Source organism: Streptosporangium album, assembly GCF_014203795.1.
Lineage (GTDB): Bacteria > Actinomycetota > Actinomycetes > Streptosporangiales > Streptosporangiaceae > Streptosporangium > Streptosporangium album.
Genome location: NZ_JACHJU010000001.1, coordinates 1,427,873 through 1,454,036, shown reverse-complemented (window position 1 = coordinate 1,454,036; position 26,164 = coordinate 1,427,873). Strand labels below are relative to the sequence as shown.

At 70.2% G+C, this 26,164-nt stretch carries 23 protein-coding genes; 14 read left to right on the top strand and 9 right to left on the bottom strand.

Annotated features, from left to right (window positions below; all coding sequences use genetic code 11):
• Positions 1-142: 142 nt before the first annotated feature.
• Entirely contained in the window at positions 143-448 is a 306-nt protein-coding gene (locus FHR32_RS45795) for an alpha/beta hydrolase fold domain-containing protein (RefSeq protein WP_221465292.1), read from the bottom strand.
• 378 nt (positions 449-826) lie between these two features.
• On the opposite strand from FHR32_RS45795, the gene FHR32_RS06875 reads away from it, so the two are divergent.
• The gene (locus FHR32_RS06875; RefSeq protein ID WP_184753524.1) at positions 827-2,011 is read left to right on the top strand and encodes a low temperature requirement protein A; all 1,185 of its coding nucleotides are present in this window, start codon (positions 827-829) and stop codon (positions 2,009-2,011) included.
• A gap of 288 nt (positions 2,012-2,299) precedes the next feature.
• On the opposite strand, the gene FHR32_RS06870 is transcribed toward FHR32_RS06875, so the two are convergent.
• Positions 2,300-5,065, bottom strand: coding sequence for a helix-turn-helix transcriptional regulator (locus FHR32_RS06870; protein ID WP_221465291.1), 2,766 nt, complete (start codon positions 5,063-5,065; stop codon positions 2,300-2,302).
• Positions 5,066-5,234: 169 nt separating this feature from the next.
• Here FHR32_RS06870 and FHR32_RS06865 point away from each other — a divergent pair, with 169 nt between their 5' ends.
• The 6 genes from FHR32_RS06865 (at position 5,235) to FHR32_RS06845 (ending at position 11,838) form a co-directional block, all read left to right on the top strand.
• The gene (locus tag FHR32_RS06865) at positions 5,235-7,724 is read left to right on the top strand and encodes an ATP-binding protein (RefSeq protein WP_221465290.1); all 2,490 of its coding nucleotides are present in this window, start codon (positions 5,235-5,237) and stop codon (positions 7,722-7,724) included.
• Positions 7,696-7,842, top strand: a complete 147-nt coding sequence (locus FHR32_RS47165; RefSeq protein WP_221465289.1) for a response regulator transcription factor — start codon at positions 7,696-7,698, stop codon at positions 7,840-7,842. The genes FHR32_RS06865 and FHR32_RS47165 overlap by 29 nt, the downstream gene beginning before the upstream one ends.
• 66 nt (positions 7,843-7,908) lie before the next feature.
• Positions 7,909-8,898: an alpha/beta hydrolase gene (locus FHR32_RS06860; RefSeq protein WP_184753523.1), complete on the top strand. Its 990-nt coding sequence runs from the start codon at positions 7,909-7,911 to the stop codon at positions 8,896-8,898.
• Between the two features lie 73 nt (positions 8,899-8,971).
• Entirely contained in the window at positions 8,972-9,982 is a 1,011-nt protein-coding gene (locus tag FHR32_RS06855; RefSeq protein ID WP_184753522.1) for an AraC-like ligand-binding domain-containing protein, read from the top strand.
• A gap of 143 nt (positions 9,983-10,125) precedes the next feature.
• Positions 10,126-11,097 carry an alpha/beta hydrolase gene (locus FHR32_RS06850; protein ID WP_184753521.1) on the top strand — a complete coding sequence of 324 codons (972 nt, stop codon included), beginning with the start codon at positions 10,126-10,128 and terminating at the stop codon, positions 11,095-11,097.
• 21 nt (positions 11,098-11,118) lie between these two features.
• Positions 11,119-11,838 (top strand): alpha/beta fold hydrolase, encoded by a 720-nt coding sequence (locus FHR32_RS06845; RefSeq protein ID WP_184753520.1) that lies wholly within the window; start codon positions 11,119-11,121, stop codon positions 11,836-11,838.
• Between the two features lie 135 nt (positions 11,839-11,973).
• On the opposite strand, the gene FHR32_RS06840 is transcribed toward FHR32_RS06845, so the two are convergent.
• The 5 genes from FHR32_RS06840 to FHR32_RS06820 form a co-directional block, all read right to left on the bottom strand.
• Complete coding sequence (locus FHR32_RS06840; protein ID WP_184753519.1) at positions 11,974-12,288, bottom strand: tetratricopeptide repeat protein; 315 nt, start codon at positions 12,286-12,288, stop codon at positions 11,974-11,976.
• Positions 12,285-13,268 (bottom strand): pirin family protein, encoded by a 984-nt coding sequence (locus FHR32_RS06835; RefSeq protein ID WP_184753518.1) that lies wholly within the window; start codon positions 13,266-13,268, stop codon positions 12,285-12,287. The genes FHR32_RS06840 and FHR32_RS06835 overlap by 4 nt, the downstream gene beginning before the upstream one ends.
• Before the next feature lie 261 nt (positions 13,269-13,529).
• Positions 13,530-14,144 (bottom strand): FMN reductase, encoded by a 615-nt coding sequence (locus FHR32_RS06830; RefSeq protein ID WP_184753517.1) that lies wholly within the window; start codon positions 14,142-14,144, stop codon positions 13,530-13,532.
• Positions 14,141-15,238 carry an LLM class flavin-dependent oxidoreductase gene (locus FHR32_RS06825; protein ID WP_184753516.1) on the bottom strand — a complete coding sequence of 366 codons (1,098 nt, stop codon included), beginning with the start codon at positions 15,236-15,238 and terminating at the stop codon, positions 14,141-14,143. The genes FHR32_RS06830 and FHR32_RS06825 overlap by 4 nt, the downstream gene beginning before the upstream one ends.
• 379 nt (positions 15,239-15,617) lie before the next feature.
• Positions 15,618-16,670 (bottom strand): LacI family DNA-binding transcriptional regulator, encoded by a 1,053-nt coding sequence (locus FHR32_RS06820; RefSeq protein WP_184753515.1) that lies wholly within the window; start codon positions 16,668-16,670, stop codon positions 15,618-15,620.
• A 206-nt stretch (positions 16,671-16,876) separates the two neighbouring features.
• Between FHR32_RS06820 and FHR32_RS06815 the strand changes: the two genes are divergently transcribed.
• Genes FHR32_RS06815 through FHR32_RS06785 form a run of 7 tightly spaced genes read left to right on the top strand, consistent with a single transcriptional unit; the run spans position 16,877 to position 25,030 of the window.
• Positions 16,877-18,091: an amino acid ABC transporter substrate-binding protein gene (locus FHR32_RS06815; protein WP_184753514.1), complete on the top strand. Its 1,215-nt coding sequence runs from the start codon at positions 16,877-16,879 to the stop codon at positions 18,089-18,091.
• Positions 18,088-18,966, top strand: coding sequence for a branched-chain amino acid ABC transporter permease (locus tag FHR32_RS06810; RefSeq protein ID WP_184753513.1), 879 nt, complete (start codon positions 18,088-18,090; stop codon positions 18,964-18,966). Before FHR32_RS06815 ends, FHR32_RS06810 begins: the two co-directional genes overlap by 4 nt.
• Complete coding sequence (locus FHR32_RS06805; RefSeq protein ID WP_184753512.1) at positions 18,963-20,720, top strand: branched-chain amino acid ABC transporter ATP-binding protein/permease; 1,758 nt, start codon at positions 18,963-18,965, stop codon at positions 20,718-20,720. Before FHR32_RS06810 ends, FHR32_RS06805 begins: the two co-directional genes overlap by 4 nt.
• Positions 20,721-21,440 (top strand): ABC transporter ATP-binding protein, encoded by a 720-nt coding sequence (locus FHR32_RS06800; protein WP_184753511.1) that lies wholly within the window; start codon positions 20,721-20,723, stop codon positions 21,438-21,440. It begins immediately after the preceding gene.
• A complete protein-coding gene (locus tag FHR32_RS06795) occupies positions 21,437-22,369 on the top strand; it encodes an NAD(P)-dependent oxidoreductase (RefSeq protein ID WP_184753510.1) in 933 nt (310 codons plus the stop codon). Before FHR32_RS06800 ends, FHR32_RS06795 begins: the two co-directional genes overlap by 4 nt.
• Complete coding sequence (locus FHR32_RS46595) at positions 22,366-23,604, top strand: M24 family metallopeptidase (RefSeq protein WP_221465288.1); 1,239 nt, start codon at positions 22,366-22,368, stop codon at positions 23,602-23,604. The genes FHR32_RS06795 and FHR32_RS46595 overlap by 4 nt, the downstream gene beginning before the upstream one ends.
• 10 nt (positions 23,605-23,614) lie before the next feature.
• On the top strand, positions 23,615-25,030 hold the full coding sequence (locus FHR32_RS06785; protein WP_184753509.1) for an NAD-dependent succinate-semialdehyde dehydrogenase: 1,416 nt from the start codon (positions 23,615-23,617) through the stop codon (positions 25,028-25,030).
• On the opposite strand, the gene FHR32_RS06780 is transcribed toward FHR32_RS06785, so the two are convergent.
• On the bottom strand, positions 25,020-25,664 hold the full coding sequence (locus FHR32_RS06780; protein ID WP_184753508.1) for a GntR family transcriptional regulator: 645 nt from the start codon (positions 25,662-25,664) through the stop codon (positions 25,020-25,022). The genes FHR32_RS06785 and FHR32_RS06780 overlap by 11 nt on opposite strands.
• Complete coding sequence (locus FHR32_RS06775) at positions 25,661-26,146, bottom strand: VOC family protein (protein WP_184753507.1); 486 nt, start codon at positions 26,144-26,146, stop codon at positions 25,661-25,663. The genes FHR32_RS06780 and FHR32_RS06775 overlap by 4 nt, the downstream gene beginning before the upstream one ends.
• Between the last annotated feature and the right edge of the window lie 18 nt (positions 26,147-26,164).

Sequence of the window (26,164 nt, the reverse complement as noted above, 5' to 3'; positions counted from 1 at the left end):
CGAGGTCTCCCTGGCTCGCGTGAGGCGGACGTCGCCCCACGCGGGCCGAGTCGTGATGGATGGGTCCGCGGGCCCTGTCTCAGCTCGTGGCCAGGGCCCGGCGTAGCGTGCCGATGGCCAGCTCGATCGCCGAGTCGGCGCCCTACGTCTCGCGCAGTGCGTTGAGCTTGACGAAGTCGTGGATGATGCTCAGGTAACGCACGGCGGTCACCGGCACTCCCGCGGCGCGCAGCCTGTTGGCGTACGCCTCGCCCTCGTCGCGCAGCACGTCGGCCTCGGAGGTGATGATCAGCGCTGCAGGCAGCCCGGCCAGCTCCAACACAGCAGCATCGTGTACCGGGTGGTGTGCTCGACCAGCGTGCCGATCGCGGTGCACTGGCGGCGAAGAAGCCGCCGCCCGTCGCGACGTTCCAGCTGTCGCGGACCACCTCGTCGCGGTAGCCCGCATCGAGCAGCGCGGCAGTCTGCCGTTCCCAGGAGTGTCCGTCGAGCGGGAACCCGTGGGTGAGGACGACCGGCTGCCCGGTTCCGTGATCCTCGTAGCACAGGTCGATGGCGGTGGAGTTCTCGCTTTGGGTCGCGCCACACGAACGGCGGGACCCCGTCCAGCGGGCGCGGCGTCGAGGTGAAGCCCCGGCAGCGGCGTGCAGACCCGAGGGGCCGGTCCGCCGACCACCACGAATACGGCAGTGCAGTCTGGTGACAAGCGGTCTTGGCACCGCACTGTCATAGATTGCTGTCCTGTCTTTCAGGCGGACCGGACTCCCGGAGCGACAGGAGCGAAACCTTGCCACTAACCGGCACCACGATCCGGATCCGAGTCCGGATGAGCGCTCGCCCCACCGACGAGCCGCACCGTGTCTCCAGCCAGCTCGAGCTCCTGTTCGACCTCACCTTCGTGGTCGCGGTCGCCAGCGCCACCGCCCAGTTCGCGCACGCCATCGCCGGCGGTCATGGCCTCACCGGATTGGTCCCCTTCCTCCAGGTGTTCTTCGCGATCTGGTGGGCGTGGATGAACTTCACGTGGTTCGCCTCGTCCTACGACACCGACGATGTCGCCTACCGGCTGCTGACCATGGTGCAGATGGCCGGCGTGCTGGTCCTGGCCTCCGGTGTGCCTGCGGCGGCCCGTCACTCCGACTACGGTGTCGTCACGCTGGGCTACCTCATCATGAGGATGGCGTTGGTGGCCCAATGGCTGCGAGCCGGTCTGGAAGATCCGGTGAGCCGCCGCACCGCGCTGCGTTACGCCGCCGGCATCAGCCTCGTGCAGGTGGGATGGCTACTTCGCCTCGTCCTGCAGGAGACGGGTGTCCTGCACACGTCCTTCGGGCTGCCGTCCTTCATCTGCCTGGTCGTCTTGGAACTGGCGGTGCCACGGTGGGCGGAACGGCTCAGGCGCACGAACTGGCACCCGCACCACATCGCCGAGCGCTACGGTCTGTTCACGATCATTCTGCTCGGTGAGAGTGTCCTGGCCGCGAGCAGGGGAGTTGCAGGAGCGCTCGAAACGGGCCAGATCAGCGGCCCCTTCGTCGTCATCTCCGTCTCCGGCCTCGTCCTGCTGTTCGCTCTTTGGTGGCTCTACTTCCTTGTGGAGGCCGGGGAAGGTCTCAGTGACCGCCGTCATCGGTCGTACCTGTGGGGATACGGCCACTACGGCATCTTCGCGGCCTTGGCGGCCTTGGGCGCCGGGCTTGAAGTGGGTGTGGAGCAGAGTGGGCACGAGGTTCATGCACCATCGTTGGCACTCGGCTACGCGGTCGCCATCCCGGTCGGTGTGTTCCTCACCCTGCTCTGGGCGGTGAACGCGCTTGTCGTCGCAGAGCCGATCACCCATCCCGTCGCGGTCATGGCCTGCGTCACCGCCATCTTGTCGCTGCCACTCGCGACACCATGGATCGGTGTGGCCGCCTTGGTCGCGGCGATCGCGGCTGTCTGCGTGCTGTTGGTCGCCGTTACGATCGCGACCGGTGCGGTTCGGGGCCCGCGTGGGAATGCGTCGTCATAGCGTGTGATCCCCGAGCTCCGGCGAGCCGTGAAGTGGCCGAACCCCGAAAGACCGACGGCAGTCCGGGCTCTCGTCGAGCGGCGCGGTTGTAGCCCTCCTACCAACGAGGAGGTCGGCACGGTGGAGGCGCTCGTGTCATTCTTGTGGGCGCCGGCACACCACGCCCCCTCACGAACCGCGCAGCGCCTCGAGCGGCGCATCGTCAAACTCCGGGTGACCAAGCGGCGGGGCCGATCAGCCGACGGCCGCGCGGACACACTCCACGTACCTGCGTTGGCCGGCACCCTGTCACTGCGGCGGATCGTGCGAGAGGGCGTCGCGGAGTTGGGCCCTGGCGCGGATGCCGAGCTTGGGGAAGATCTTGTGCAGGTGGTAGCCGACGGTCCGGGGCGATAGGTAGAGCCGAGCCGCGATGTCGCGGTTGGTCAGGCCCTGAGCGGCCAGTTCGGCGATCTGCTGTTCCTGCGCGGTGAGCTCGCTGGCGGGCCTCGCCGCTGCCGCCGGGGCTCCTGCCGCCCGCAGTTCCGCGGCTGTGCGATCGATCCAGGGCCGGGCATCGAGCCGCTGGAAGCACTCCAGCGCCGCGCTGAGGTGCGGGCGCGCCTCGGTGCTGCGGCGCCGTCGGCGCAGCCACTCACCGAAGTCGAGTTGCGTGAGTGCCTTCTCGAAAGGCCAGCAGTCGACGGCGGAGACCGCGAGGGCGGCGTGGAAGTGGTCCTCGGCGTCCTGGGTATCGCTCAGCAGGGCCGCAGCCCGGTGGAGGACGGCGGCCAGCCGGGGGGACCTGTCGGGTCCCAGGCTGTGCCCGACGGCGTCGACCACCGTGCGCGCGTCGTCCGGCCGCCCGGCGCGGACTGCCGCGGCGGCCAGGTCGCCCAGGTAGTAGACCGAGGCGTGGTAGTGGACGGGCGCGGGGCGGAAGTCGCGGGTGAAGGTCGCGCGCAGCTGCTCGTAAGCATCGGCGTGCTCTCCGGCGACGAACGCGGCCATGCCCACGGCGTGACGGTGCCGGACCTGAAGGCTCAGGGATTTGCGCAGGTCTACGCCCCGCACGGCTTCCAATGCCCGCGTCCGCGCGGCCGCATGGTCGCCCTGCAGAGCGCGCAGCGTGGCCTGGAGGATGCGGGAGCCCACGGTGACGTTGTCGGCTCCCGCTTCCGTGGCCATCCAGAATGCCTCCTCCGCCGCGGACTGGGCCGCCGTCCATGAACCGCTCTCGAACAAGGCGAGGGCGAGCGCCTGAGTGACGGTTGCGTTCGCGCCCGCGCCGCCGGCGCGCCGTATGACATCCATGGTCTGCTCGAGAATGCGAATGGCCTGCCCGGTCTCGTCCAGGATCCAGGTCGTGCCGCCGAGCGCCGTCATGTTCCCCAGCGACTCCTGCGACATGGCGGCCAGCCCCTTCTCCAGGAGCCCCACCAGCCTCGTCCGTTGGTGATGCGGATCGATGACCGCCTGGGACCAGGCGAAGGCGGCGGGATCGTGGGCTTCGCCGATCAGAGCGTTGATCCGCCGCAGTTGCGCGCGGTAGAACGGCGCTCCGGAGTTGTAGACGGACGTCGCGGCGGTAGCCAGGGTGCTGAGCGCCAGGTCCGGAGCCGAGGCGGCGGTGGCTTCGGCCACGCCGAGCAGCAGCGCCAGCGCCTCCTCGTGGCGGAGCGTGACCCCCAGGGCCCACCCGGCCAGGAGAGAGGCTTCGGCGCGCAGCCGTGGATCCTCGGTCAGGTCGCCGACGCGCCCGCTGATCTCGCCGACCCACTGCGGGTGGCCGGCGAACATGGCCGCCCGTGCGGCCGACAGCAGGCGCCGGGCGCGCAGCTCCGATGCCGGGGGCAATTCCGCGGCGCGCTCCAGCGCCGCCGCGGCAGCCGCGTACCCGCCTCGGGCATGGGCGCGGTCGGCGCTCTCTGCCAAGGCGTCGGCGACCTCGGCGTCCTGTCTTGTCGCCGCAGCGGCCAGGTGCCAGGCGCGGCGGTCCGGCTCCCCGGTGAGGGCGGAAGCCAGGGCGAGGTGTGCCTGCCGACGATCAGAGAAGGAAGCCGCTTGGTAGACCGCCGAGCGGACCAGCGGATGGCGAAACAGCACCTGGCCGTCCTCGACCCGCACCAGGCCGACGCCCTCCGCGGGCGCCAGCGCCTGGACGGCGTCCAACGACGGGGCGGCCCGTAGGAGGTCGGCCAGTTGCCCCGTTCCCGCGGCGGCGACCAGGAGCAGCACCTCGCGCGTGGGCGCGGGCAGGCCGGGGAGGTCGGCGGCGAAGAGGTTCTCCAGGCGCGTGGTGAGCGGAAGGGCGGCACCGCCGTCCTGACTCGTGCCGGTCCGGCCTCGGGCGATGGCTCGGGACAGCTCGATCAGGGCCAGCGGGTTGCCGGCAGCCTGCTGGAGGATCTGGGTACGGGCCCTGCCACGGGGTGGGTTCGGCTGGGCGTCCAGGAGCACCCCTGCCTCTGCCCGGTCCAGCGGGCCGACAGCGACATGCGGGAAGTCCCGGTCGAAGCGAGCCGGCACGGCCTCCTCACGCGCGGCGAGCAGCATCACAGTCGGCTTGCCCTCCAGACGCCGGGCGAGGAAGCCCAGCACGTCCACCGAGCCGAGGTCGAGCCATTGAGCATCGTCCACCAGCAGGAGCAGCGGCTGGCGTGAGGCGGCGTCGCTGATGAGGGTGAGCACGCTCATGCACAAGGACAGCTGGTCGAGGGTCATGTCGTCCTGCGCCGCCGCCATCCCGAAGGCGCGGTCGAGGGCCTTCCGCTGGTTGACGGGCAGCGCGTCACCGGGAAGCAGCGGGTGCAGGAGCTGGTGGATACCCGAGAGCCCCAGCCCGGCTTCAGCCTCGCTTCCGCGCACACGGAGGGTCCGCAGGCCGCGGGCCAGGCCCTGCTCGGCCGTCCAGCCGACGAGGGTGCTCTTGCCCGCTCCCGCCTCTCCGGTCAGCACCAGCACCTGCGGGCCGGTGCCGTCCACCGCCCCGAGCAGGCCCTCGATGCGGGACAGCTCGGCAGCTCTGCCCAGAATGCCCGGATCGGCGGGGTGCATCTCGGTCGTTCTCCTCAAGCCGGCGATCATGACGCTGGGAATCCTGCCAGCCGCCGCACGGCCTGCCACCGGTGGCCCGACTGGAACGGCGCACGACTGGTCATGTGACAGAAGCGCCGCGACCTTGTCTCTCCGATTATGGCCTGGCTAGGGAAACCGGCCCACAACCATGATCCGGGGTAGGTGCATGACGGTCCGTCCACCCCAGGAAGCGGCCAGCCGTACGGTGAAGTCGCCTCCTCTCGGTCGAGACGGCGAGATCGAGAGGATCCTGGAGTGCGTGACGCGGACGCCCGGCAGTCCCCAGGCGCTGCTGCTCCTCGGGGAGGAGGGGATCGGGCGGACGACGTTGCTGCGCCACGCCCGCGAACCGGCCACCGGCAACGGCATGCTCGTGCTGTCGGCGCGAGGCTGGGCCGCGGACCGGCGGCACGCCCGCGCCTGCCTGCTGCGGCAGCTGCTGGCGCCGGTCCTGGAGGAGTTGCCCGCCCTGCCCGCCGTACACGGGCAGGTGCTGAGCGCCGTACGCGGTGACGCGCCCCTGCCCGGTCTGCCCCCTGACATGGAAAGCCTGCATCTGGGCCCACTGAGCGTCCCGTCGGCCGCGGCGCTGCTGGACCGGCAGCCCGCGGCGCCCACGGGCAGGCGCAGGCTGGAGATCCTGGAGGAAGCCGCGGGAAACCCCCTGGCCCTGGTGGAACTGAGCCGCCGTGCGCCTACGCCCGCCCGAGCGGGACTTTCCGGCGTCGGACCGGCGCAGCGCCCGCCCACGACGCATGTGTTCGGGGCACGACTCGACGCGCTTCCCCCCGAGACAGGACGGGCCTTGCTGTACGCAGCGGCCGCAGGGCCCGGCGAGACCGTCACCGCCCTCATGGCAGCCCTGGGCACCGACGACCTGGCGGTGTGGGCTCCAGCGGAGGCGGCCGGCCTGGTCTCGCTGGTCGAGGACCGCCTCGTCTTCAGGCACCCGCTGGCGAGGTCGGCCGCGTTCTTGCGGCATCCGGCGGGCGAGCGGCACCGGGCGCATCTGGGCCTCGCCGCAGCCGCCACGCAGCCGGAGGTCAGGGCCCGTCACCTGGCTGCCGCCACCTTGGGAACCAGCGAACCCGTGGCCGCCGAACTCGAGGACTCCGCGTGGAGGCGCGGGGATGCCGTGGGTGCCGCGCGCGCCCTGGAACAGACGGCCCGGCTGAGCCCGCAGCGGCGGGAACGCGCCCGCAGGCTGGCCGAGGCCCTGGTGGCAGCGCATGCGGTGGGAGACCCCGACTGGGTTCGGGACCTGTACGGTCGGTTCGTCCAGGACTCAACCGATCCGGAACTCGGCTGTGTCGCGGCCGGAGCCCTGGCCTCGGCCCTGTCCCTGGAATCCTCCCAGCAGGAGGCATTCGACGTCCTGGCGAACGTCTCGGAGCACTTTCCCGCGGTCGGCCGACCGGTCGCGCTCGCGTTGGCGGCCCTGGCTGCGGGCATCGCTGTCCAGTCCGGTCTGCCGGAGCACACGGCGGCCCTGCCCACACTGCTCGACCGTGCCCGAGAGGCCAGACGTACCGACCGGCGTCGGCTCCCGGTGACCGGGCTGCTGGGCCGCCTGGACACGCCGAACGCGCAGAAGGCGTTGGACACGCTGGTCACCGCGGTGGTCCGGCCGCAGGACGCCACTCACCTGCTGGCGAGCCTCGGTCGCCCGCGCAGTGCGCCGCTGGACGCCCCGGACGCTCTGGCCTGCCGGGTGGCGGTCGCCTTGGCGGCCTACCTCGCGGACGAGGCGGACGTGTACCTGGGCGAGCTTCGCAAGGCCGACGCGCATCTGCGGGCCTCTCGTGCCTTCGGCATCCGTGCCTGGCCGGTCCTCGCCCTCCTGGACACCCTCGTGAACACCGGGCGGTTCACCCAGGCCGAGCCTCTGATCCGGGAGGCCAGGGCCGAGGCCGCGGTGCTGCGCCTGCCGCGCCTCCAGGCGGATCTGGAAGCGCAGGCCCTCACCGTGCTGGCGCTACGCGGAGCTGTCCCGCCGGAGCCCTGGCTCACCCCCTCGATCTGGCGCGCCGTCAGCCTGGACGAGAACCGGGCCACGCACGCACGTCTGCTGCGCGCCCGAGGACTCGCGTTCATGGCGCTCGGGGATTGGGACGGAGGCTGGCGGCACCTGCGCGAGCTGTTCACCGCTGACGGATCGCCGCTGCACCCCTTCCTGTCGCCCCGGAGCATCGCCGAACTCGCAGCCGTAGCCCAACGGACCGGCCGGTCGAAGGAGGTCGTGCCGATTCTGGCGCGAGTCCGGGCGGATCAAGGGGAGCGCCCGAGCACCAGGATGACGCTGCTCCTGCACCATGCCACCGCCCTGGTCGACCCGGACGACGACGCCGAGCAGCACTTCCAGCTCGCACTGGTCAACCACGAGGCCGACCGGTGGCCGTGGGAGCGCGCACGTCCGCCTCAACTACGCCGTGTGGCTGCGCCGATGCCGCCGGACACTCGAGGCGCGTCAGCAACTGACCACGGCGCTGGAAACCGCCGAACGCCTCGGCGCCGGCGCCCTCGCGGCAGCCGCCCGCCGCGAACTGCGCGCCAGCGGAGCGGCACCCACCCCCAAAGCCGGAGGCCCGCTGGAGCAGTTGACGGCACAGCAGCTGCAGATCGTCCAGATGGCCGCACGCGGCCTTTCGAATCGTGAGATCGGTGAACAGCTCTTCCTCTCGCCGCGAACCGTAGGCTCGCACCTGTACCACGTCTACCCCAAGCTCGGCATCAGCCGCCGCCAACAACTGAGTGACCTCCTTCAGGACACGTGAGGTGGGGACAGGCCGGCTCCATGCGGGCCTGCTGACGAGCGGCGCGGCCCAGCCAGAGGAGAGTGCGTGACGGCGGGAGCCTCCTGGGACCGAGCGGGCGGTGACTCCCATGCAGCGGTCCTCCTCGACCCCGTGGTGCAGCGACTCGTCACCGCGTCTGCCGCGCCTCCGTCCCTCGACGACCTCGGCCCTGACGCGGGGCGGCAGGCGCTGCGGGAAACCCAGGTGGACCGGATCGAGGACTTTGACGTGGACGCGGCCTTCCGCGTGGCGCCTGTCGGCCCTTCCAGGCTGCTCGGTTTCTGGACCTTCCGCCCGGCCGGTGCGACCGGACCGCTCCCCACCCTCCTGTACGTCCACGGCGGGCGGTGGATGCTCGGCGACGCGCAGACCCACGCCGGCCTCATCAGCGAGCTCGTCACCGGGGCGGGCGTGTGCGCCGTCGTCCCCGAGTACAGTCGCACCCCCGAGGCCCGCTATCCGGTGGCGCTGGAGGAGTGCTACGCCCTGCTGGCCTGGGCGGTTTCCCGGGCCGACGGACTCGGTCTGGACGCGCGCCGGTTGGCCGTGGCGGGCGACTGCGCCGAGGCCACGCTGGCCGCAGCCGTGACCATGCTGGCGAAGTCCAGACGCGGGCCGCGCATCAGCGCCCAGCTGCTCTACTACCCGCTCACCGATTCCCGCTGCGACAGCCCCTCGCAACGGCAGTTCGCCACCGGATACCTGCTCACGCGTCGGGCGCTGCGCGCTTACTGGGCGCAGTACGTCGCCGACCCCGCCCTGCGGGCCGAGCCCACCGCGTCGCCGCTGTGTGCGCGGACGGAGGATCTGGTGGGGCTGCCGCCGGCGCTGGTCGTCACCGCCGAGGCCGACGTGGCCCGTGACGAGGGAGAGCAGTACGCGAGACGCCTGTGTGCGGCCGGTGTCGAGGTGTCCGCTGTGCGGTTCCTCGGGACGATCCACGACTTCGTGGCGCTGCACGCCCTGCGCGACAGCACACCCACTCGGGCAGCGGTACGGCACGGCTGCTCCTTCCTGCGTGCCCGCCTGCGCTGACAGGCGCGGTACGGCCGGTGCATCAGTCGGCTGACTGATGCACCGGCCGGCACCGCCACGGCATGGTGGCAGCATGCCAACGGTCATCGGCTCCATCGAGGAGAGACACCGGCCCCCGACCGCCTCCGCGAGTCCGCGAGCCCGGGTGCTGACCACCCGCTCGGTTCCGCCGCGCGAGAGCATGGACTTCTGGCACGACGCCGTGCTCGCGACCCTGGTAGGGATGGACATCGCCACTGAAGGCAGCACCTATGACGCGGCCATGCGCACCGACCACCTCGGGGACCTTCAGATCACCACGGTGGAATGCGACCCGGGCCGCGTCCACAGGGCGCCGCGTTTCATCGCCCGTGGCGACGGGCGGCACGTCTTCGTGACCCTCCAGAGCACCGGTCGGGCCCAGGTCGAACAGGACGGCCGCACCACCGAGTTGCGGGCCGGAGACATCGGGTTCTTCGAGACCGTCCGGCCCTTCCGCACCACCTTTCCGGAACGCTTCCGACTGAAGATCTTCGCGGTTCCGCGAGGCCTGCTCGCGCGGTCGGAGGCCGACCTGCACCAGCTCACCGCGCGGGCAGTGCGCCCGAGCGGCGGTCTCCGCGCCCTGCTCGCGCCGCTGCTGGAGCGGCTGGCGGACACCTCCGAGGCGTACGCGACGCCGATGGCCGAGCGACTGGCCGAGTCCGTCATCGACCTGGTGGCGGTCACCGCGGCAGCCCAACTGGGCGAGGATCCCGCCGAACTGCCGGGTGCCGACGGTGTCCTGCTGCTGAGGATCAAGAACTTCGTCCGCTGGCACCTGTCGGACCCCGGCCTGACCCCCCAGGTCATCGCCGATGTCCACGGCATCTCCGTCCGTTACCTGCACCGGCTGTTCGAGGCCGAAGACACCACCTTGTGCCAGTGGATCCGCGAGCTGCGCCTGCAGGAATGCCGAAGGGAACTCGCCGCGCAGGCACCGCGATCCGTCAGCCTGGGCCAGGTCGCGCGGCGCTGGGGTTTCACCAGTCCCGCCCGGTTCAGAGCACGGGTTCGTCATGTCGGCGGCCGCTGGGCAGGTCGGGACGGCTTCCGTGCGCTGTGAGGACGCCAGACGTGCGTTTGTGGCCAACTTCCGTGCGCACAGCGCTTCTACTGTGAAGATCAGCGCCGCCGGAGTGCCCAGAACAACTATCCGGTTCGTTTGCCGGATCGACCGGCGTACCCGACGAATTCCAGGAGATTCGAATGTCCGATGCCCTCGCGCCGATCCAGCCGGTGCTCGAGCCGGAGGCCCAGTCCTTTGTCGAGGCGACCGCCGACCCGCCGTACCTTTTCGACCTGCCTCCGGCGGAGGGGCGCAAGGCCGTGGACAAGGTCCAGTCTGGGGAGATCGCCAAGCTCGCAGTGGACGAGGAGTGGATCACGGTCGTAGGCGGTCCCACGGGGAGCGTCCGGGCGCGTATCGTCCGGCCCGCCGGAGTCACCGGAGTTCTTCCGGTGATTGTCTACATCCATGGCGCGGGGTGGGTGTTCGGCAACGCTCATACCCACGACCGCCTGGTGCGCGAGCTGGCTGTCGGTGTGAATGCCGCGGTCGTGTTCCCCGAGTACGACCTGTCGCCTGAGGCGCGCTACCCGGTGGCCATCGAGCAGAATTTCGCGGTCGCGAAGTGGGTCGTGGAGCAAGGCGCTTCCAAGAGCCTGGACGGTGCGCGGCTGGCCGTGGCGGGTGACTCGGTCGGGGGCAACATGGCGGCCGCGCTGACGCTGATGGCCAAGGAGCGGGGTGGCATCGCGCTGGTTCAGCAGGTGTTGTTCTATCCGGTTACCGACGCGAGCTTCGACACCGGCTCCTACCACCAGTTCGCCACCGGCTACTTCCTGCGCCGCGATGGGATGCAGTGGTTTTGGGACCAGTACACCACCGATCCTTTCGAGCGGGCGCAGATCACCGCGTCCCCGCTGCGCGCCACTATCCAGCAGTTGCAGGGTCTGCCGCCGGCCCTGGTCATCACCGGTGAGGCCGGCGTGCTGCGCGATGAGGGCGAGGCCTATGCCGGCAAGCTCCGTCAGGCGGGTGTGCCGGTCACCGCGGTGCGGTTCCTGGGCATCATCCACGACTTCGTGATGCTCAACGCGCTGCGCTCCACTCAAGTCGCCCAGGGCGCGATCACGCTCGCCGTACAGACCCTGCGCACCGCCCTGCACCCCGCCTGAGTCCGAGGAGACGACACAGACATGACCACCTCCACCCCCACAGTCGTTCTCGTCCACGGCGCGTTCGCCGACGCGGCCGGATGGTCCGGGGTGATCGCGGAACTGCAGAGCGACGGCATCCCCGTGATCGCGCCGCCGAACCCGCTCCGCGGCCTGGCGGCCGACGCCGCGTACGTCGCCTCCATCGCCTCCCAGATCAACGGTCCGGTCGTGCTGGTCGGCCACTCGTACGGCGGTGCGGTCATCACCGTGGCCGGCGCCACCGACAACGTCGTCGCCCTCGTCTACGTGGCCGCCTACGCCCTCGAAGAGGGCGAGAGCCTCGGCGAGCTGCAGGGAAGCTTCCCCGCCTCACCGCTGGTGAGCAACCTCAAGCAATGGACGTATCCCATCGCGGGCGGCGATCCCGCTGTCGAGGTCACCATCGCCGAGGAGGCCTTCCCGTCAGTTTTCGCCGCCGACGTGCCCGCGGAGGTCACGAAGGTCCTCGCGGCGGCGCAGCGCCCGCTCGCCGCCGCGGCCTTCGAGGAGACGGCCTCCGCCGCCGCATGGAAGCTCAAGCCGTCCTGGGCACTGGTGGCCGGCGCGGACAACGCGATCAACCCGGACGTGGAGCGCTTCGCCGCGAAGCGGGCCGGGGCCACCGTCGTCGAGGTCGAGGGCGCGTCGCACGCGGTCGCCGTCTCCCGGCCGAAGGAGGTCGCCGACCTGATCCTCGAAGCGGTACGCGCGATGAGTTGACCCGGCGGCGCGGACGGCCGCGCGGACGACTCCCCGACCGCCGGGCACTCACAGAGGACAGCCGCCTCGTGACCTGCGGATGACTTTCTCGCATGAGCGCCCCTGGCCGGCCGCGCCGGCCAGGGGCGCCATCGATCACCCGGTCATGGCGGCGTGCAACCGGAGGTAGGTCTCCGCCTCCGCGTGCCGGTTGGCCCGCTGGAGGGTACGGCCCAGCAGCAGGTGGGCGTACTCCTCTGTGGGGGCACGCTCGATGACAGCACGCAGTTCCGCCTCGGCTCCGCGCAACTGGGCGGAGTGGTAGTAGGCGCGGGCCAGCAGCAGGCGGGCCTCCACGTTGCCCGGCTCGGCGGCGACCACCGGTGCCAGGATGCGGGCGGCGCCGATGTAGTCGTTGAGTTCGAAGAACATCCGGCCGCGGGCGAACTCCTCGGCCAGGGTCGCGGTCATGGCCGCTCCTCTCTGTCGGTGTGCGGCATCCGCTCGGCGGGGACGACGCCCAGGCGTCCGGCCTGGTAGTCCTCCATCGCCTGCAGGATTTCGGCGCGTGTGTTCATCACGAAGGGCCCGTAATGCACGACGGGCTCGCGGATCGGCTGCCCGCCGAGCAGCAGCGCCTCCAGGTTCGGCTCGGCCTGCGGCTGGCGCGGGTTCGCGGCCAGCGTAAGCGCGCCGCCGGGTCCGAAGACGGCCAGCTGCCCCTTGCGGATCGGCGCGTGGTCGGCACCCACCGAGCCCTGGCCTGCCAGCACGTAGGCCAGCGCGTTGAAGCCGGGGTTCCACGGCACGTTCAGCGTCGCGCCCGGGCTGACGGTGGCGTGCACCATCGTGATCGGGGTGAACGTGATCCCGGGCCCCTGATGACCGTCCAGCTCGCCGGCGATCACCCGCAGCAGCGCGCCGCCGTCGGCCGAGGCGAGCAGCTTGGCCTCGCCGCCGCGGATGTCCTGGTAGCGCGGCGGGTGGAACTTGTGCGCCCGCGGCAGGTTGACCCACAGCTGGATCCCGTGGAACAGCCCGCCGGACACCACCAGGTGCTCCGGCGGCTTCTCGATGTGCAGCAGCCCGGAGCCGGCAGTCATCCACTGGGTGTCGCCGTCTGTGATCGTGCCGCCGCCGCCGTTGGAGTCCTGGTGGTCGAAGATCCCGTCGATGATGTAGGTGACGGTCTCGAAGCCGCGGTGCGGGTGCCAGGACGTGCCCTTGGGCTCGCCGGGCGCGTACTCCACCTCGCCCATCTGGTCCATGTGGATGAAGGGGTCCAGGTCGGCGAAGGAGACCCCGGCGAACGCACGCCGCACGGGGAAGCCCTCCCCCTCAAAGTCGCTGGGCGCGGTGGTCACCGACCGGACCGGGCGCTGGACGGCCGCGGCGGAATCGGGCACGACCACGCGGGGCAGCGTCAGCGTGTTGGCGGTGATGGCGGGCATGGCCTCCTCCAAACTTGGTTGAAAGTTAAACAGTCAGTTTGCGGAACAGTTCTGGCGTGAGAGAAATTCCACGCACTGCCGGGTGCCGTACACGCGTGGCAGGTGGGTGAGCGCGGTGGCACGTCATCGGCCCGGTTCGACCACGCCACCGCCGCCGTCCGGCCGCTGGTCGCCGCGTCGGCAGCGACCGCGGTCGGCATCGTTTGAGCCTGACGGGCACCCTTTGTACCGGTCGGACGTACGTGACGAGACATCCGCGGTTCAGTCGAAGCGCAGGTCGGAGAGCTGCCGTTCGAACGAGGTGTCGTCGTCGTGGGAGGTCGCGCCGGCTGGGCGGGTGGCCATCAGGGCGGCCATCTCCCGGCCTGCTCGCCGTATACGCGCGGGCAGGCCCTCCGCGTACTTGTCGCCGCCGGATCCCCAGTCCTCGGACGCCGCGTACACGGCGGTGGGGACGACGACGGCGCGCATGTAGGTGAAGAGCGGGCGCAGGGCGTGCTCCAGGACGAGTGAGTGGCGGGCCGTGCCTCCTGTCGCCGCCACGAGGACCGGCTTGCCGGCGAGGGCGTCCGGGTCGATGAGGTCGAAGAAGGATTTGAACAGCCCGCTGTATGAGGCGGTGAACACCGGGGTCACGGTGATCAGGCCGTCGGCGCGCGTGACCGCGTCGATCGCGGCGGCCAGCTGTCGCGGCGGGAAGCCGGTCACGAGGTTGTTGGCGATGGCGACAGCCAGTTCCCGCAGCTCGATGACCTGGATCTCCACGTCGTGGCCCTGATCGGCGAGTTCAGAGCGGGCCGCCTCTGCGAGACGGTCCGCGAGCAGACGTGTGGAGGACGGTGTGCTCAGCCCTGCGGCCACGGCGACGAGCTTCATGCGGCCGTCACTCCATTTGCAGAGGGTGCGGCAGCGATCAGCGAGGCGTAGGTGGGGGCGTCTGGTACGTCCGATGGGCGGCCTTTCGCGAACTCGGCGCGCAGGACGGGCACGACCTGCTCTCCGAGGATGTCGAGTTGTTCAAGCACGGTCTTCAGCGGAAGCCCGGCGTGGTCCATGAGGAAGAGCTGACGCTGGTAGTCGCCGAAGTGCTCCCGGAAGGTCAGGGTCCTGTCGATGACCTGCTGGGGGCTGCCCACTGTGAGCGGGGTCTGGTCCATGAATTCCTCGAGCGAGGGGCCATGCCCGTACACGGGGGCGTTGTCGAAGTAGGGCCGGAACTCCCGTACGGCGTCCTGGGAGTTCTTGCGCATGAACACCTGGCCGCCAAGCCCGACGATGGCCTGCTCGGGGGTGCCGTGGCCGTAGTGGGCGTAGCGCTCGCGGTAGTGCGCGATCAGGCGCTGGAAGTGCTCCTTGGGCCAGAAGATGTTGTTGGCGAAGAACCCGTCGCCGTGGTAGGCGGCCTGCTCGGCGATCTCCGGGCTCCGGATCGAGCCGTGCCAGACGAACGGCGGGACGCCGTCGAGCGGCCGGGGCGTCGAGGTGAAGCCTTGCAGCGGGGTGCGGAAGCGGCCCTCCCAGTCCACGACGTCCTGGCGCCACAGCCGGTGCAGCAGCGCGTAGTTCTCGACGGCAAGCGGGATGCCCATGCGGATGTCCTGGCCGAACCAGGGGTAGACCGGTCCGGTGTTGCCCCGGCCCAGCATCAAATCGACGCGCCCGTCGGCCAGGTGTTGCAACATCGCGTAGTCCTCGGCGATCTTCACGGGGTCGTTGGTGGTGATCAGTGTCGTGGCGGTCGAGAGGATGAGCCGCTCGGTGCGCGCCGCGATGTAGCCGAGCATGGTGGTCGGCGACGACGGCACGAAGGGCGGGTTGTGGTGCTCGCCGGTCGCGAACACGTCCAGGCCCACCTCCTCCGCCTTGAGCGCGATCGCCACCATCGCCTTGATGCGCTCGTGCTCGCTCGGCGTCCTGCCGGTGGTCGGATCGGTCGTCACATCGCCGACCGTGCAGATCCCGAACTGCATGGCGGTCCCTCTTCTTAAGGCAGTCGTGTCCGGGAACGATAGGCGTCACTCGCGTGACCGTTATGACTGTGCGTGCACAAAACCTGCCCCCCAAGTGTCCTCATCTCGCCCCTGTCACCGCGAGGCGGAACGCGACGACACACTTCCGCCGCGCCGGATGCCCAAGGGTTCGACGACCGACGACGCGGACCCGTTCTATGGCTGGTCCCTGCGCGACAAACAGTGTGCGTGCTGGGCGAACACGCGACCCTTGGGGTGCAACTACGCAACTTCGAACGCAAGGCGGGGGACGCCGAGCATTGTGACAAGCCTGGTCCGGAGAATCTCGCCGGGTCGCGACAATTGACGATCAGTCACCGACGCGGTGCTCGCCCTCCGCTCAAAGCCGGCGCTCGTTCGCGCGCGCCGTGGAGTCGCGGACCACCAGGGACACGGGAAGCAGCAGCGAGCGCGGGGGCCGCGCGGGCTCCTCGATGCACTCGAGCAGCGTGTGCGCCGCCTCCACGCCGATGTCGTGGTGTGGTATGCGGACGGAGGTCAGCGCCGGGCGGAGCTTGTCCAGGAAGGGCATGTCGTTGAAGCCCACCACGCTCATGTCCTCCGGGCACGAGATGCCGCGCTCGGCGAACACGTCGTAGCAGCCCAGTGCGATGAGGTCGTTGCCCGCGACGACCGCCGTGAATTGTGCCCCCCTGTCGAGCAGCAGGCGCAGCGCGTGGGCGCCGTCGGCCTCGCTCCAGTGCGCGCACTCTGCGATGAGCGACGGATCGTCCTCCAGACCCTGGTCGCGTACGGCGTGGCGGAAGGCCCGCGCTCTGGCCACTCCGGTCGAGGTGGTCTGCGGTCCGGAGAGGTGGGCGATGCGGGTGTGCCCCAGCCTGGCCAGGCGTTCGACGGCCAGCGTCACCCCGGTGACGTCATCGGCCGTGACGTACGGGATCTCCAGGTCCTCGACCCTGCGGTTGACCAGCACCATGCGAACGCCCTGCTCGTGCAGCTCGACGAGGAGCGGATGGTCGAGCCTGGCGGTGGCGACGATGAGCCCCTCCACCTGGCGTGAGCGCAGGGACTCGATCTTGACCCGCTCGCGCTCGGGGTCGTTGTCGGTATTGACGATCAGGGAGCTGTAGCCGCCCGGTTCGAGCACGCTCTCGATGCCGCGGACGATCGGCGGGAACAGCGGGTTGGTGAGGTCGGGGATGATCAGCCCGATGGTGTTCGACCTGGAGGTCTTCAGGCTGCGCGCGATCGGGTTCGGCTGGTATCCCAGCGCCTTGGCCACCCGCTGCACCCGCCGCACGGTCTCGGCGCCGACCTGGGTGCGGGTCTTGGGATTCAGCGCCCGCGACACTGTGGCGGGGTGGACTCCGGCGGCCTCGGCGACGTCGCGGAGAGTCGGCGGCTGCGCGGGGGAAGGCCGGTTGGAGCTCATCGACCGGGCTCTCCTTCTGATCGTCGCGTGCAGGCCTCGGTAGCTCAGCGTACCGGGGATCTGGTTCGGGCCTGGCGCCGGTGATCCCTATCCTATCGCACTCGATTGCATAACTCACTCTGCTATTGACACTGTGCTTTGAGAAATCCATGCTGCACCATAGCGCAATCGATTGCGTAGGAGAGATTGCGTAAGGAGGAGGACACATGAAGCGCAGCCGAGCCGCCAGTGCGCTGGCCGGGGTGGCGATCGCGACGCTGGCAGCCTGCGGGCAACCGCCGTCGGCAACGCGGGGAGGTGACATCGTCATCGGTGTCTCCCTCCCGCTGAGCGGAGACTTCGCCCAGCCTGGCGGCGAGGCCAAGCGTGGCTACGAGGTGTGGCGCGACCAGGTCAACGCCAAGGGTGGCGTGCTGGGCCGCAAGGTGCAGCTGAAGATCGTGGACGACGCCAGCAACCAGGACACCGTGGTCGCCGACTACACCAAGCTGATCACACAAGACCGGGTCGACCTCGTGCTCGGCACGTTCTCCTCGCTGCTCAACTACCCGGCCTCCGCGGTGGCGGAGAAGAACCAGATGGTCTTCATCGAACCGGCGGGCGGCTCCGCCAAGATGTTCCAGCGCGGTTTCAAATACCTGTTCTTCGCCCAGCCGGCCGCGGGCGGGCACCAGGCGGACGTCGTGGCGTCCTGGATCGGCTCGCTGCCGACGGCCCAGCGGCCGAAGACGGCGGCGTATCCCAGCCAGGACGACCCGTTCTCCAAGCCGGTCATCGACTCGCTGCGCACCCAACTCGAAGCGCTGGGCGTGCGCACCGTCCACACCTCGGTCTATCCGGGCGACACCACCAACTTCCAGACCCTGGCCGGAACGCTGGCCGCCGCGAAGCCGGACCTGATCGCGCAGGGCGCGGTCTTCGAGGACGGCGTGGGCCTGGTGCGCTCGCTCAAGCAGCTCGGCTACTCGCCGAAGATGCTGTTCCAGACCACCGCGCCCAGCAACGCCGGCCAGTACAGCGAGGGCGTGGGCGAGGCCAATACCGAGGGCGTCCTGTACACGGTGAGCTGGAACGAGAAGGCGGCGACCCCGCACAACGCCGAGTTCGCCGCCGCCTATCGCAAGACCTACGGCGGCCCGCCGAGCGAGGACGCGGCCGACGCGTTCGCCGCCGCGCAGGTACTGCAGACCGCGACCGAGAAGGTCGGCGCCGTCGACCAGGACAAGATCCGTGACTGGCTGCACGCGAACACGGTGGAGACCATCCTGGGTCCGCTGAGCTGGGAGCCGAACGGCGAGCCGAAGGGCTCGTTCATGCTCGCTCAGTGGCAGTCGGGCAAGGTCGAGGTGATCGCGCCGCCGGCGCTGGCGACGACGACCAACGTCGTCAACCCCAAGCCTGGCTGGAAGGCGGCGCGATGACCCAGCTGCTGCAGGCGATCACGCTCGGCCTGCTGATCGGCGGCGTGTACGCGCTGATGGCCTCGGGGCTCACGCTCATCTTCGGCGTCATGCGGATCGTCAACATCGCACAGGGCGCGTTCCTGGTGCTGGTGGCGATGGTCACATGGTGGCTGTGGCGGGAGACCGGCCTGGATCCGATCCTCGTGGCGCTGCTCACCACGCCGCTCATGGCCGCCCTGGGCTGGGCGGTGCACCGCCTGCTGATCTCGCGTATCCGTGACGCGTCGCCGTCGACGTCGGTGCTGCTGACGTTCGGGCTCGCGCTGGTGATCGAGGGCCTGCTGAGCATCGTCTCGGGTAACAAGTACCGATCGGCAACGCCGTCCTACTTCGAGGAGTCCTTCAAGGTCGGAGCCGTCTCGCTGCCCAAGGCCCAGGTGTTCGGCTTCCTGGCGGCCATGCTCGTGCTCTGCGCCCTGTACGCGGTGCTGACCAGGACCTGGACCGGCAGGGCGATCAGGGCCGCCACGCAGAACCCGGCGGGTGCCGCCCTGGTCGGGGTGGGCGCGTCGGGCACCGCCGCGCTCGCGTTCGCACTCGGCACCGCGACGACCGGGGTGGGCGGCTCCATCCTGTCGGTGCTGTATCCCTTCTTTCCCGCTTCGCACTACGAGTGGATCTCCAGACTGCTGGGGATCGTGGTGCTCGGCGGGATGGGCAGCCTGCCCGGGGCGCTGGTCGGCGCGGTGGTGCTGGGCCTGGCAGAGACGCTGACCGCCACGTACGGCTCGCTGAACTGGTCGACGCTGGTCTTCTACCTGGTGATCATGATCGTGCTGCTGATCCGCCCGCAGGGACTGCTCGGAGCCAGGCTTCGCGAGGACGCGGCATGAGGCGCGTCGTGGTGGCCGTCTGCCTGGCCGGGCTGCTGCTCTACCCGGTGGTCAACCCGTGGCAGCCGTACCCGCAGGCGGTCCTGCTGCTCGCGTTCCTGCTCGCCATTCAGGCGTCGGGCTGGAACATCATCTCCGGGTACGCCGGATACATCTCGCTGGGCCACAGCATGTTCCTCGGCCTCGGCTCGTACACGGTGGGCATCCTGGCCACGCGCTGGGGCGTCAACCCGCTGCTGGTCGCGCCACTCGGCGGAGTGACGGCCGTGGTCATCGCGCTGCTGATCGGCTCGGTGGTGCTCAGGACCAGGGGGCACGTCTTCGTGATCATCACGATCGCGATGCTGCTGGCCGCGCAGGTCCTGGTGACGAACGCCGGGAGCCTCACCCAGGGGTCCGACGGGATCACGCTTGAGCTGCCGTTCTGGAGCCGCGACTACCAGAACATCCCCTTCTACTACCTGTTCCTCGGCCTGCTGGTGGTGACGGTCGCGTTCAGCGGCTGGCTCCGGCGGACCAAGTTCGGGACCGGGCTGGTCGCGATCCGCGAAGACGAGGGCAAGGCGGCCTCGATCGGCGTCAACACCACCAGGTCCAAGGTCACGGCGTACGCGGCGAGCGCGTTCTTCATCGGCGTCGCCGGTGGCGTCTACGCCTATTACCTGACGTTCATCAATCCGGCCGGGTCGTTCGCGATCCTCGGCAGCGTGACCATCGTGCTGGCCGCGCTCGCCGGCGGCCGGGGCACGCTGTACGGGCCGGTGGTGGGCGCCTTCCTCGTTCAGCTGCTGAGCGAGGCGGCCACGGTGTACGGCGGCGGTACGCAGGCGCGGGTGCTGATGTTCGGGCTGGCGCTGGTGATCGTGGTGCTCTTCCTGCCACGCGGCATCCTGCCGACCGTCCAGGACTGGTGGCGGCGACGCCATCCGGTGGCCGTGCAGTACACCGATCAGGAGGGCGCGCTGAGCAGGGCAGCGGCCACGATCGTCGAACCCGTCCGCAGGGAGCCGGGTAAGCCCCTGCTGGAGGTCCGCGGGGTGAGCAAGCGGTTCGGCGGCCTTACCGCCGTCGACAACGCGGACCTGACCGTACGGGAGGGGTCCATCACCGCACTGATCGGGCCCAACGGGTCGGGCAAGACGACGCTGTTCAACCTGATCAGCGGCGGCCTGACCGCCGACTCCGGCGAGATCCGGTTCGACGGGCAGCGCATCGACACCCTGCCGCCCTGGACAAGAGGCCACCTCGGGCTGGGCCGCACCTACCAGGTGACCCGGCTGTTCAAGAATATGACGGTCCAGGAGAACGTGGTCGCCCCGCTGCCCGACGCGCGCTGGCGGACGATGCTGTCCGGCGCGGTGAAGGGGCACGAGGCGGAGCGCGCCCGCGAACTGCTCGACCTCGTCGGCCTCGGCCGGATGGCGCACCAGCCCGCGGGGGCGCTGTCGTACGGACAGCAGAAGCTGGTGGAGCTGGCTCAGGTGCTGATGCTGGAGCCCCGGCTGATCCTGCTGGACGAGCCGGCGGGCGGGGTGAACCCCAGCCTGCTCGACCGGCTCACCGAGGTGATCCGCGAGGTGAACGCGCGCGGCGTGACGTTCCTCGTCGTCGAGCACAACATCCCGCTCGTGCTCGACCTGTGCGACCCGGTCATCGTGTTCTCGCGCGGCGCCGCGCTCGCCGAGGGACCGCCGGAGATCATCAGGCAGGACCCGCTGGTCCTGGACGCCTACCTGGGAGAGGCGGTGGTGTAGATGCTCACGATGAAGAGAGTCGTCGCGGGGTACGGCGGCGGCCGCGTCCTGCACGGGGTCGACCTGGAGTGTGCCAGGCAGACCATCACCTGCATCGTCGGGCCCAACGGCGCGGGCAAGTCGACCGTCCTGCGCGTCATCAGCGGGCTGCTCACGCCCACCGAGGGCGAGATCACCGTGGACGGCGGGCCGATCGCCGGCCGCAGCGCCGAGGAGATCCTGCGCCGCGGCATCACCCAGGTGCCGCAGTCTCACGCGCTGTTCCCCGCCATGTCGGTGCAGGAGAACGTGCTGATGGGCGGCTACCTGATCCGCCGCGACCGAAAGCTGCTGCGCGAGCGGCTGGACTTGGTCAGGGCGCGGGTCCCGCTGGTGGCGGAGCGGGCGAACGACAGCGCGGGCAACCTCAGCGGCGGCCAGCGGCGGATGGTGGAGATCGCCCGCTGCCTCATGCTCGACCCCGGGATGATCCTGCTGGACGAGCCGTCCCTGGGACTCGACCCGCGCAGCCTGGCGGGTGTCGCCGACCTGATCAACGAGCTAAACCGCGACGGCGTCACCGTGCTGCTGGTCGAGCAGAACGTACGGCTGGGCCTCGGCCTTGCCACGCACGGCGTGGTGATGGAGGGCGGCAGGGTCCGCCTGACCGGCACCGCCGCCGAGATCAAGAACCATCCGGAGATCGCATCTCTCTATCTCGGAAAGGAACCGACCACATGACCAAGCGCATGACCGACACGAGGATCGGCTGGATCGGCACCGGCCGCATGGGCCTGGCGATGGCGGGGCGGCTCGCCAAGGCGGGTATGGACCTGACCGCCTGGAACCGTACCGCGGCCAAGGCCGAGCCGCTCAAGAAGCACGGCGCGGAGGTGTGCGAGACGATCGCGGACCTGCGTGACAGGGATGTGGTGTTCACCATGGTCTCCACCTCCGCCGACCTGGAGGAGGTGCTGCGCGCGCTCCTGGACGGGGCGGACCGGCTCCCCGGCGTCGTCGTCGACTGCTCCACGGTCTCTCCCGAGTCGTCGGAGACGATGCGGGACCTGTGCGAGCGGCACCACGTCGGCTTCCTGGCGGCTCCCGTCAGCGGGAACGCCAAGGTCGTCGAGTCCGGCGGGCTGAGCCTGGTCGCCTCGGGGCCCCGAGAGACCTATGACCAGGTGGCTCCCCTGCTGAAGCTCATCGGCAGGTCGGTGACGTACGTCGGCGAGGGCGAGACGGCTCGTCTGGTGAAGATCGCGCACAACCTGATGCTCGGCGTGGTCACTCAGTGCCTGGCCGAGATCACCGTGCTGGCCGAGAAGGGCGGGGTGCCGCGCCACGCCTTCCTCGACTTCCTCAACAACAGCGTCATGGGCTCGGTCTTCACCCGCTACAAGACGCCCGCGTTCGTGAACCTCGACTACACCCCGACGTTCACGCCCGTCCTGCTGCTCAAGGACTTCGACCTGGGGCTGGCCGCGGCGCACCGGCTCGGCGTGCCCATGCCGGTCACGGAGTCGGCGGCGGACCTCGTGCGGACGTGCGTCGGCAGCGGCCGGGTGGACGAGGACTTCGCCGTCCTGCTCGACCTGCAGGCGGAGGCGTCGGGGTTGAAGCTCGAACCCGAGAACGTCACCGTCGACGACGGGCTGGTCCGCTCGTGACCACTCCGCTGCCCGCGCCCGGGCACATGGGCGTCGACTACGAGGAGCGGGTGAACTTCGACCGGCTGCGCGCGTACCGGCTGGCCAGGGCCAAGGCGGCACTGGAGGCCAGCGAATGCGGCGCGTTCCTGCTCTTCGACTTCTACAACATCCGCTACACCACCCAGACCTGGATCGGCGGCGCGCTCGGCGACAAGATGACCAGGTACGCCCTGCTCACCAGGGGCGGCTCGCCGATGCTGTGGGACTTCGGCTCCGCCGCGCGGCACCACCAGCTACACAGCCCGTGGCTCGATCCGGCCGACTGCCGCGCGGGCATGCTCGGCCTGCGCGGCGCGATCGCGCCGAGTGCCGGGCTGATGGAAGAGGCTGTCCGCCAGATCAAGGGCCTGCTGGAGGACGCGGGAGTGGCGGGCGAGCCGGTCGGCGTGGACCTGGTCGAGCCGCCGTTCCTGTTCGAGATGGAACGCCAGGGCCTTCGTGTCGTGGACGCCCAGCAGTTCATGCTGGACGCCCGGCAGATCAAGTCCGCCGACGAGATCATGCTGCTCACGCAGGCCGCCGCCATGGTCGACGGCGTCTACCAGGACATCGTCGAGGCGCTCAAGCCGGGGATCAGGGAAAACGACATCGTCGCCCTGGCCGCCAAGCGGCTCTACGAGATGGGCTCCGACCAGGTCGAGGCGGTCAACGCGGTCAGCGGCGAACGGTGCAACCCGCACCCGCACAACTTCTCCGACCGCCTGATCCGCCCCGGCGACCAGGCGTTCTTCGACATCATCCACTCCTACAACGGCTACCGGACCTGCTACTACCGCACGTTCGCCGTGGGCAGCGCGACGCCGAGCCAGCGCGAGGCGTACGCCAGAGCGCGCGAGTGGATGGACGCGTCCATCGCCATGATCAAGCCTGGCGTGGGCACCGACCAGGTGGCCGCCGTCTGGCCCGAGGCCACCGAGTTCGGGTTCGACAATGAGATGGCGGCCTTCGGGCTGCAGTTCGGCCACGGGCTCGGGCTCGGGCTGCATGAGCGGCCGATCATCTCCCGGCTCAACAGCATGCGGGAGCCGATCGAGCTCCAGCCGGGGATGGTGTTCGCGCTGGAGACCTACTGCCCGGCGAGCGACGGGTTCTCCGCGGCCAGGATCGAGGAGGAGGTCGTCGTCACCGAGGACGGCGCCCGCCTGCTCACCCTCTTCCCGGCCCAGGACCTGGTCGTCGCCAACCCCTACTGAAAGGCGTGCCATGTTCATCGACGGCAATGTGGCCGAGGCGAGCGACGGGGGTCGCTTCGACGTGCTGAACCCGGCCACGGGCGAGGTCATCGCCTCGGTCGCGGACGGCACCGTGGCGGACGCGATCAGCGCCGTGGACGCCGCATCGCGAGCGGCCGCACCCTGGGCCGCCACTCCGCCGCGCGCGCGGGCGGAGATCCTGCGCAGGGCGTTCGAGCTGATGACCGAGCGGGCCGAGGAGCTGGCCAGGCTGATCTCGCTGGAGAACGGCAAGGCGATGCCGGACGCCCGGGGCGAGGTGGCGTACGCGGCGGAGTTCTTCCGTTGGTATTCCGAGGAGGCCGTCAGGGGCGCCGGGTCGCTGACCACCGCGCCCTCGGGCGCCAACCGGATCCTCGTGCAGTATCAGCCGGTCGGCGTGTGCGTGCTGGTCACGCCATGGAACTTCCCCGCAGCCATGGCGACCAGGAAGATCGGCCCGGCCCTGGCCGCCGGGTGCACGATGCTGCTCAAACCGGCCAGCGACACCCCGCTCACCGCGCTGGCCATGGCCGAGCTCCTGCACGAGGCGGGCGTGCCCGCCGGGGTGGTCAACGTGCTGCCCGCACGGCGCTCCGGCGCGGTCGTCTCGGCGATGCTGCACGACCCGCGCGTGCGCAAGCTCTCCTTCACCGGCTCCACCGAGGTGGGGCGGCTGCTGCTGCGCGAGGCCGCCGACCAGGTGGTCAACACCTCGATGGAGCTGGGCGGCAACGCGCCGTTCGTCGTGTTCGCCGACGCCGACCTCGACGCCGCGGTCGAGGGCGCGATGGTGGCGAAGATGCGCAACGCAGGCGAGGCGTGCACCGCCGCCAACCGGTTCTACGTCGAGGCGCCGGTGGCCGAGGAGTTCAGCAGGCGGCTGGCCGAACGGATGTCGAACCTGGTGGTCGGCCCCGGCACCGAGGAAACCACGCAGGTGGGCCCGCTGGTGAACCTGGAGGCCGTGGACAAGGTCGACAGCCTGGTGCGCGGCGCGGTCTCCGGCGGAGCGAAGGCGATCATCGGCGGGGAGCGTCCCGACCGGGCCGGCTTCTTCTACGACCCCACCGTGCTGGTGAACGTTCAGCCCGAGGCGCCGATCCTGCGCGAGGAGATCTTCGGACCCGTCGCGCCGATCGTCGTCTTCGACGGCGAGGACGACGCGGTACGGCTGGCCAACGACACCGAGTACGGCCTGGTCGCCTACGTCTACACCGGCGACCTGGCACGCGGCCTGCGGGTCAGCGAGCGGATCGAGTCCGGGATGATCGGGCTCAACCGCGGGCTGGTCAGCGACCCGGCCGCGCCGTTCGGCGGGGTGAAGCAGAGCGGCTTGGGCCGGGAGGGCGGCCACGAGGGCATGCTGGACTACCTGGAGGCCAAGTACGTCGCCGTCAGCTGGTGAACAGCTCGGGATGCCTGGACAGCTCGACGCGGGTCCTGCGGATGTGGCCGCTCAGGTGCCGCTCGGCGTCCACGGCATCCCGCCTGGCGAGCGCATCGATGATCAGCCGGTGCTCGGCGTCCACCACCCATCGCCTCCCCGGACCGGTCAGGCGCATGTACGCGCGGCGGTAGTGCTGCGTGGAGTTCCACAGCCGCACCACCATCGAGGAGAGCTGGACGATCGGGCAGCGGCTGTAGGTCAGCAGGTGGAACTCCCTGTCGAGGGCCAGGAACCCCTCCACGTCCGGGCCCCGCTCGATCCGCTCCTGGATTCGTTCCAGCCGCAGCAGGTCCTCCTCGGTCAGGTGCGGCATGCTCTCGGCGAGCGCGAGCGGCTCCAGCCGCTCGCGCATCTGGTAGATCACGTCGACCTCGTGCCCGCCGAGCCTCGGTACCCTGGCGCCCTTGTTGCTCTCGTGCTCGACCAGGCCCTCGGCCTCCAGCATGCGCAGCGCCTCGCGCACCGGCAGGCGGCTGGCTCCCGACCGCTCGGCGACCTCCTCCTGCCGGATCCTGCCGCCAGGGGCGATCTCGCCGCTGAGGATCGCCGCCCGCAAGTGGTCGGCCACGCGCTCGCTCTCCGGCATCCTCATGTCCGGTCGAACGCCTTGCCACCCGGGTAGGACACCAGCTCGAACTGCATGCCCCACGGCGCCAGGAAGTAGACCCAGCGCTGTCCCTCGCTCGGCCCCTTGCTCGCCGTCGGCTCGCCGAGAACCGTGACGCCCCTGGCCTTCAGGTACGCGACCGCCTCGTCGAGGTCGTCCACGTACAGCGCGAGGTGGTGGCCGCCGACGTCGCTGTTCCTCGGCACGGCCGTCGCCTGGTCGGGGGCGGAGTATTCAAACACCTCGAAGACCGCTTGGCCGCCGCACCTGAAGAAGTGCAGCTCGCGCATCACCGCGCGAGGGTGCACGTTGAGGTGCTCGGCCATCCAGTCGCCGTCGTCGTGGCGGAACGGCCCGAGCGTGTACATGTACTCGCAGCCGAGGACGTCCACGAGGAACGCCCTGGCCTCTTGGAGATCGGGCACCGTGAACCCGATGTGGTCGAGCCTGGCCAGTCCGGGAAGCATCTCGTCCTCCAGATTGGA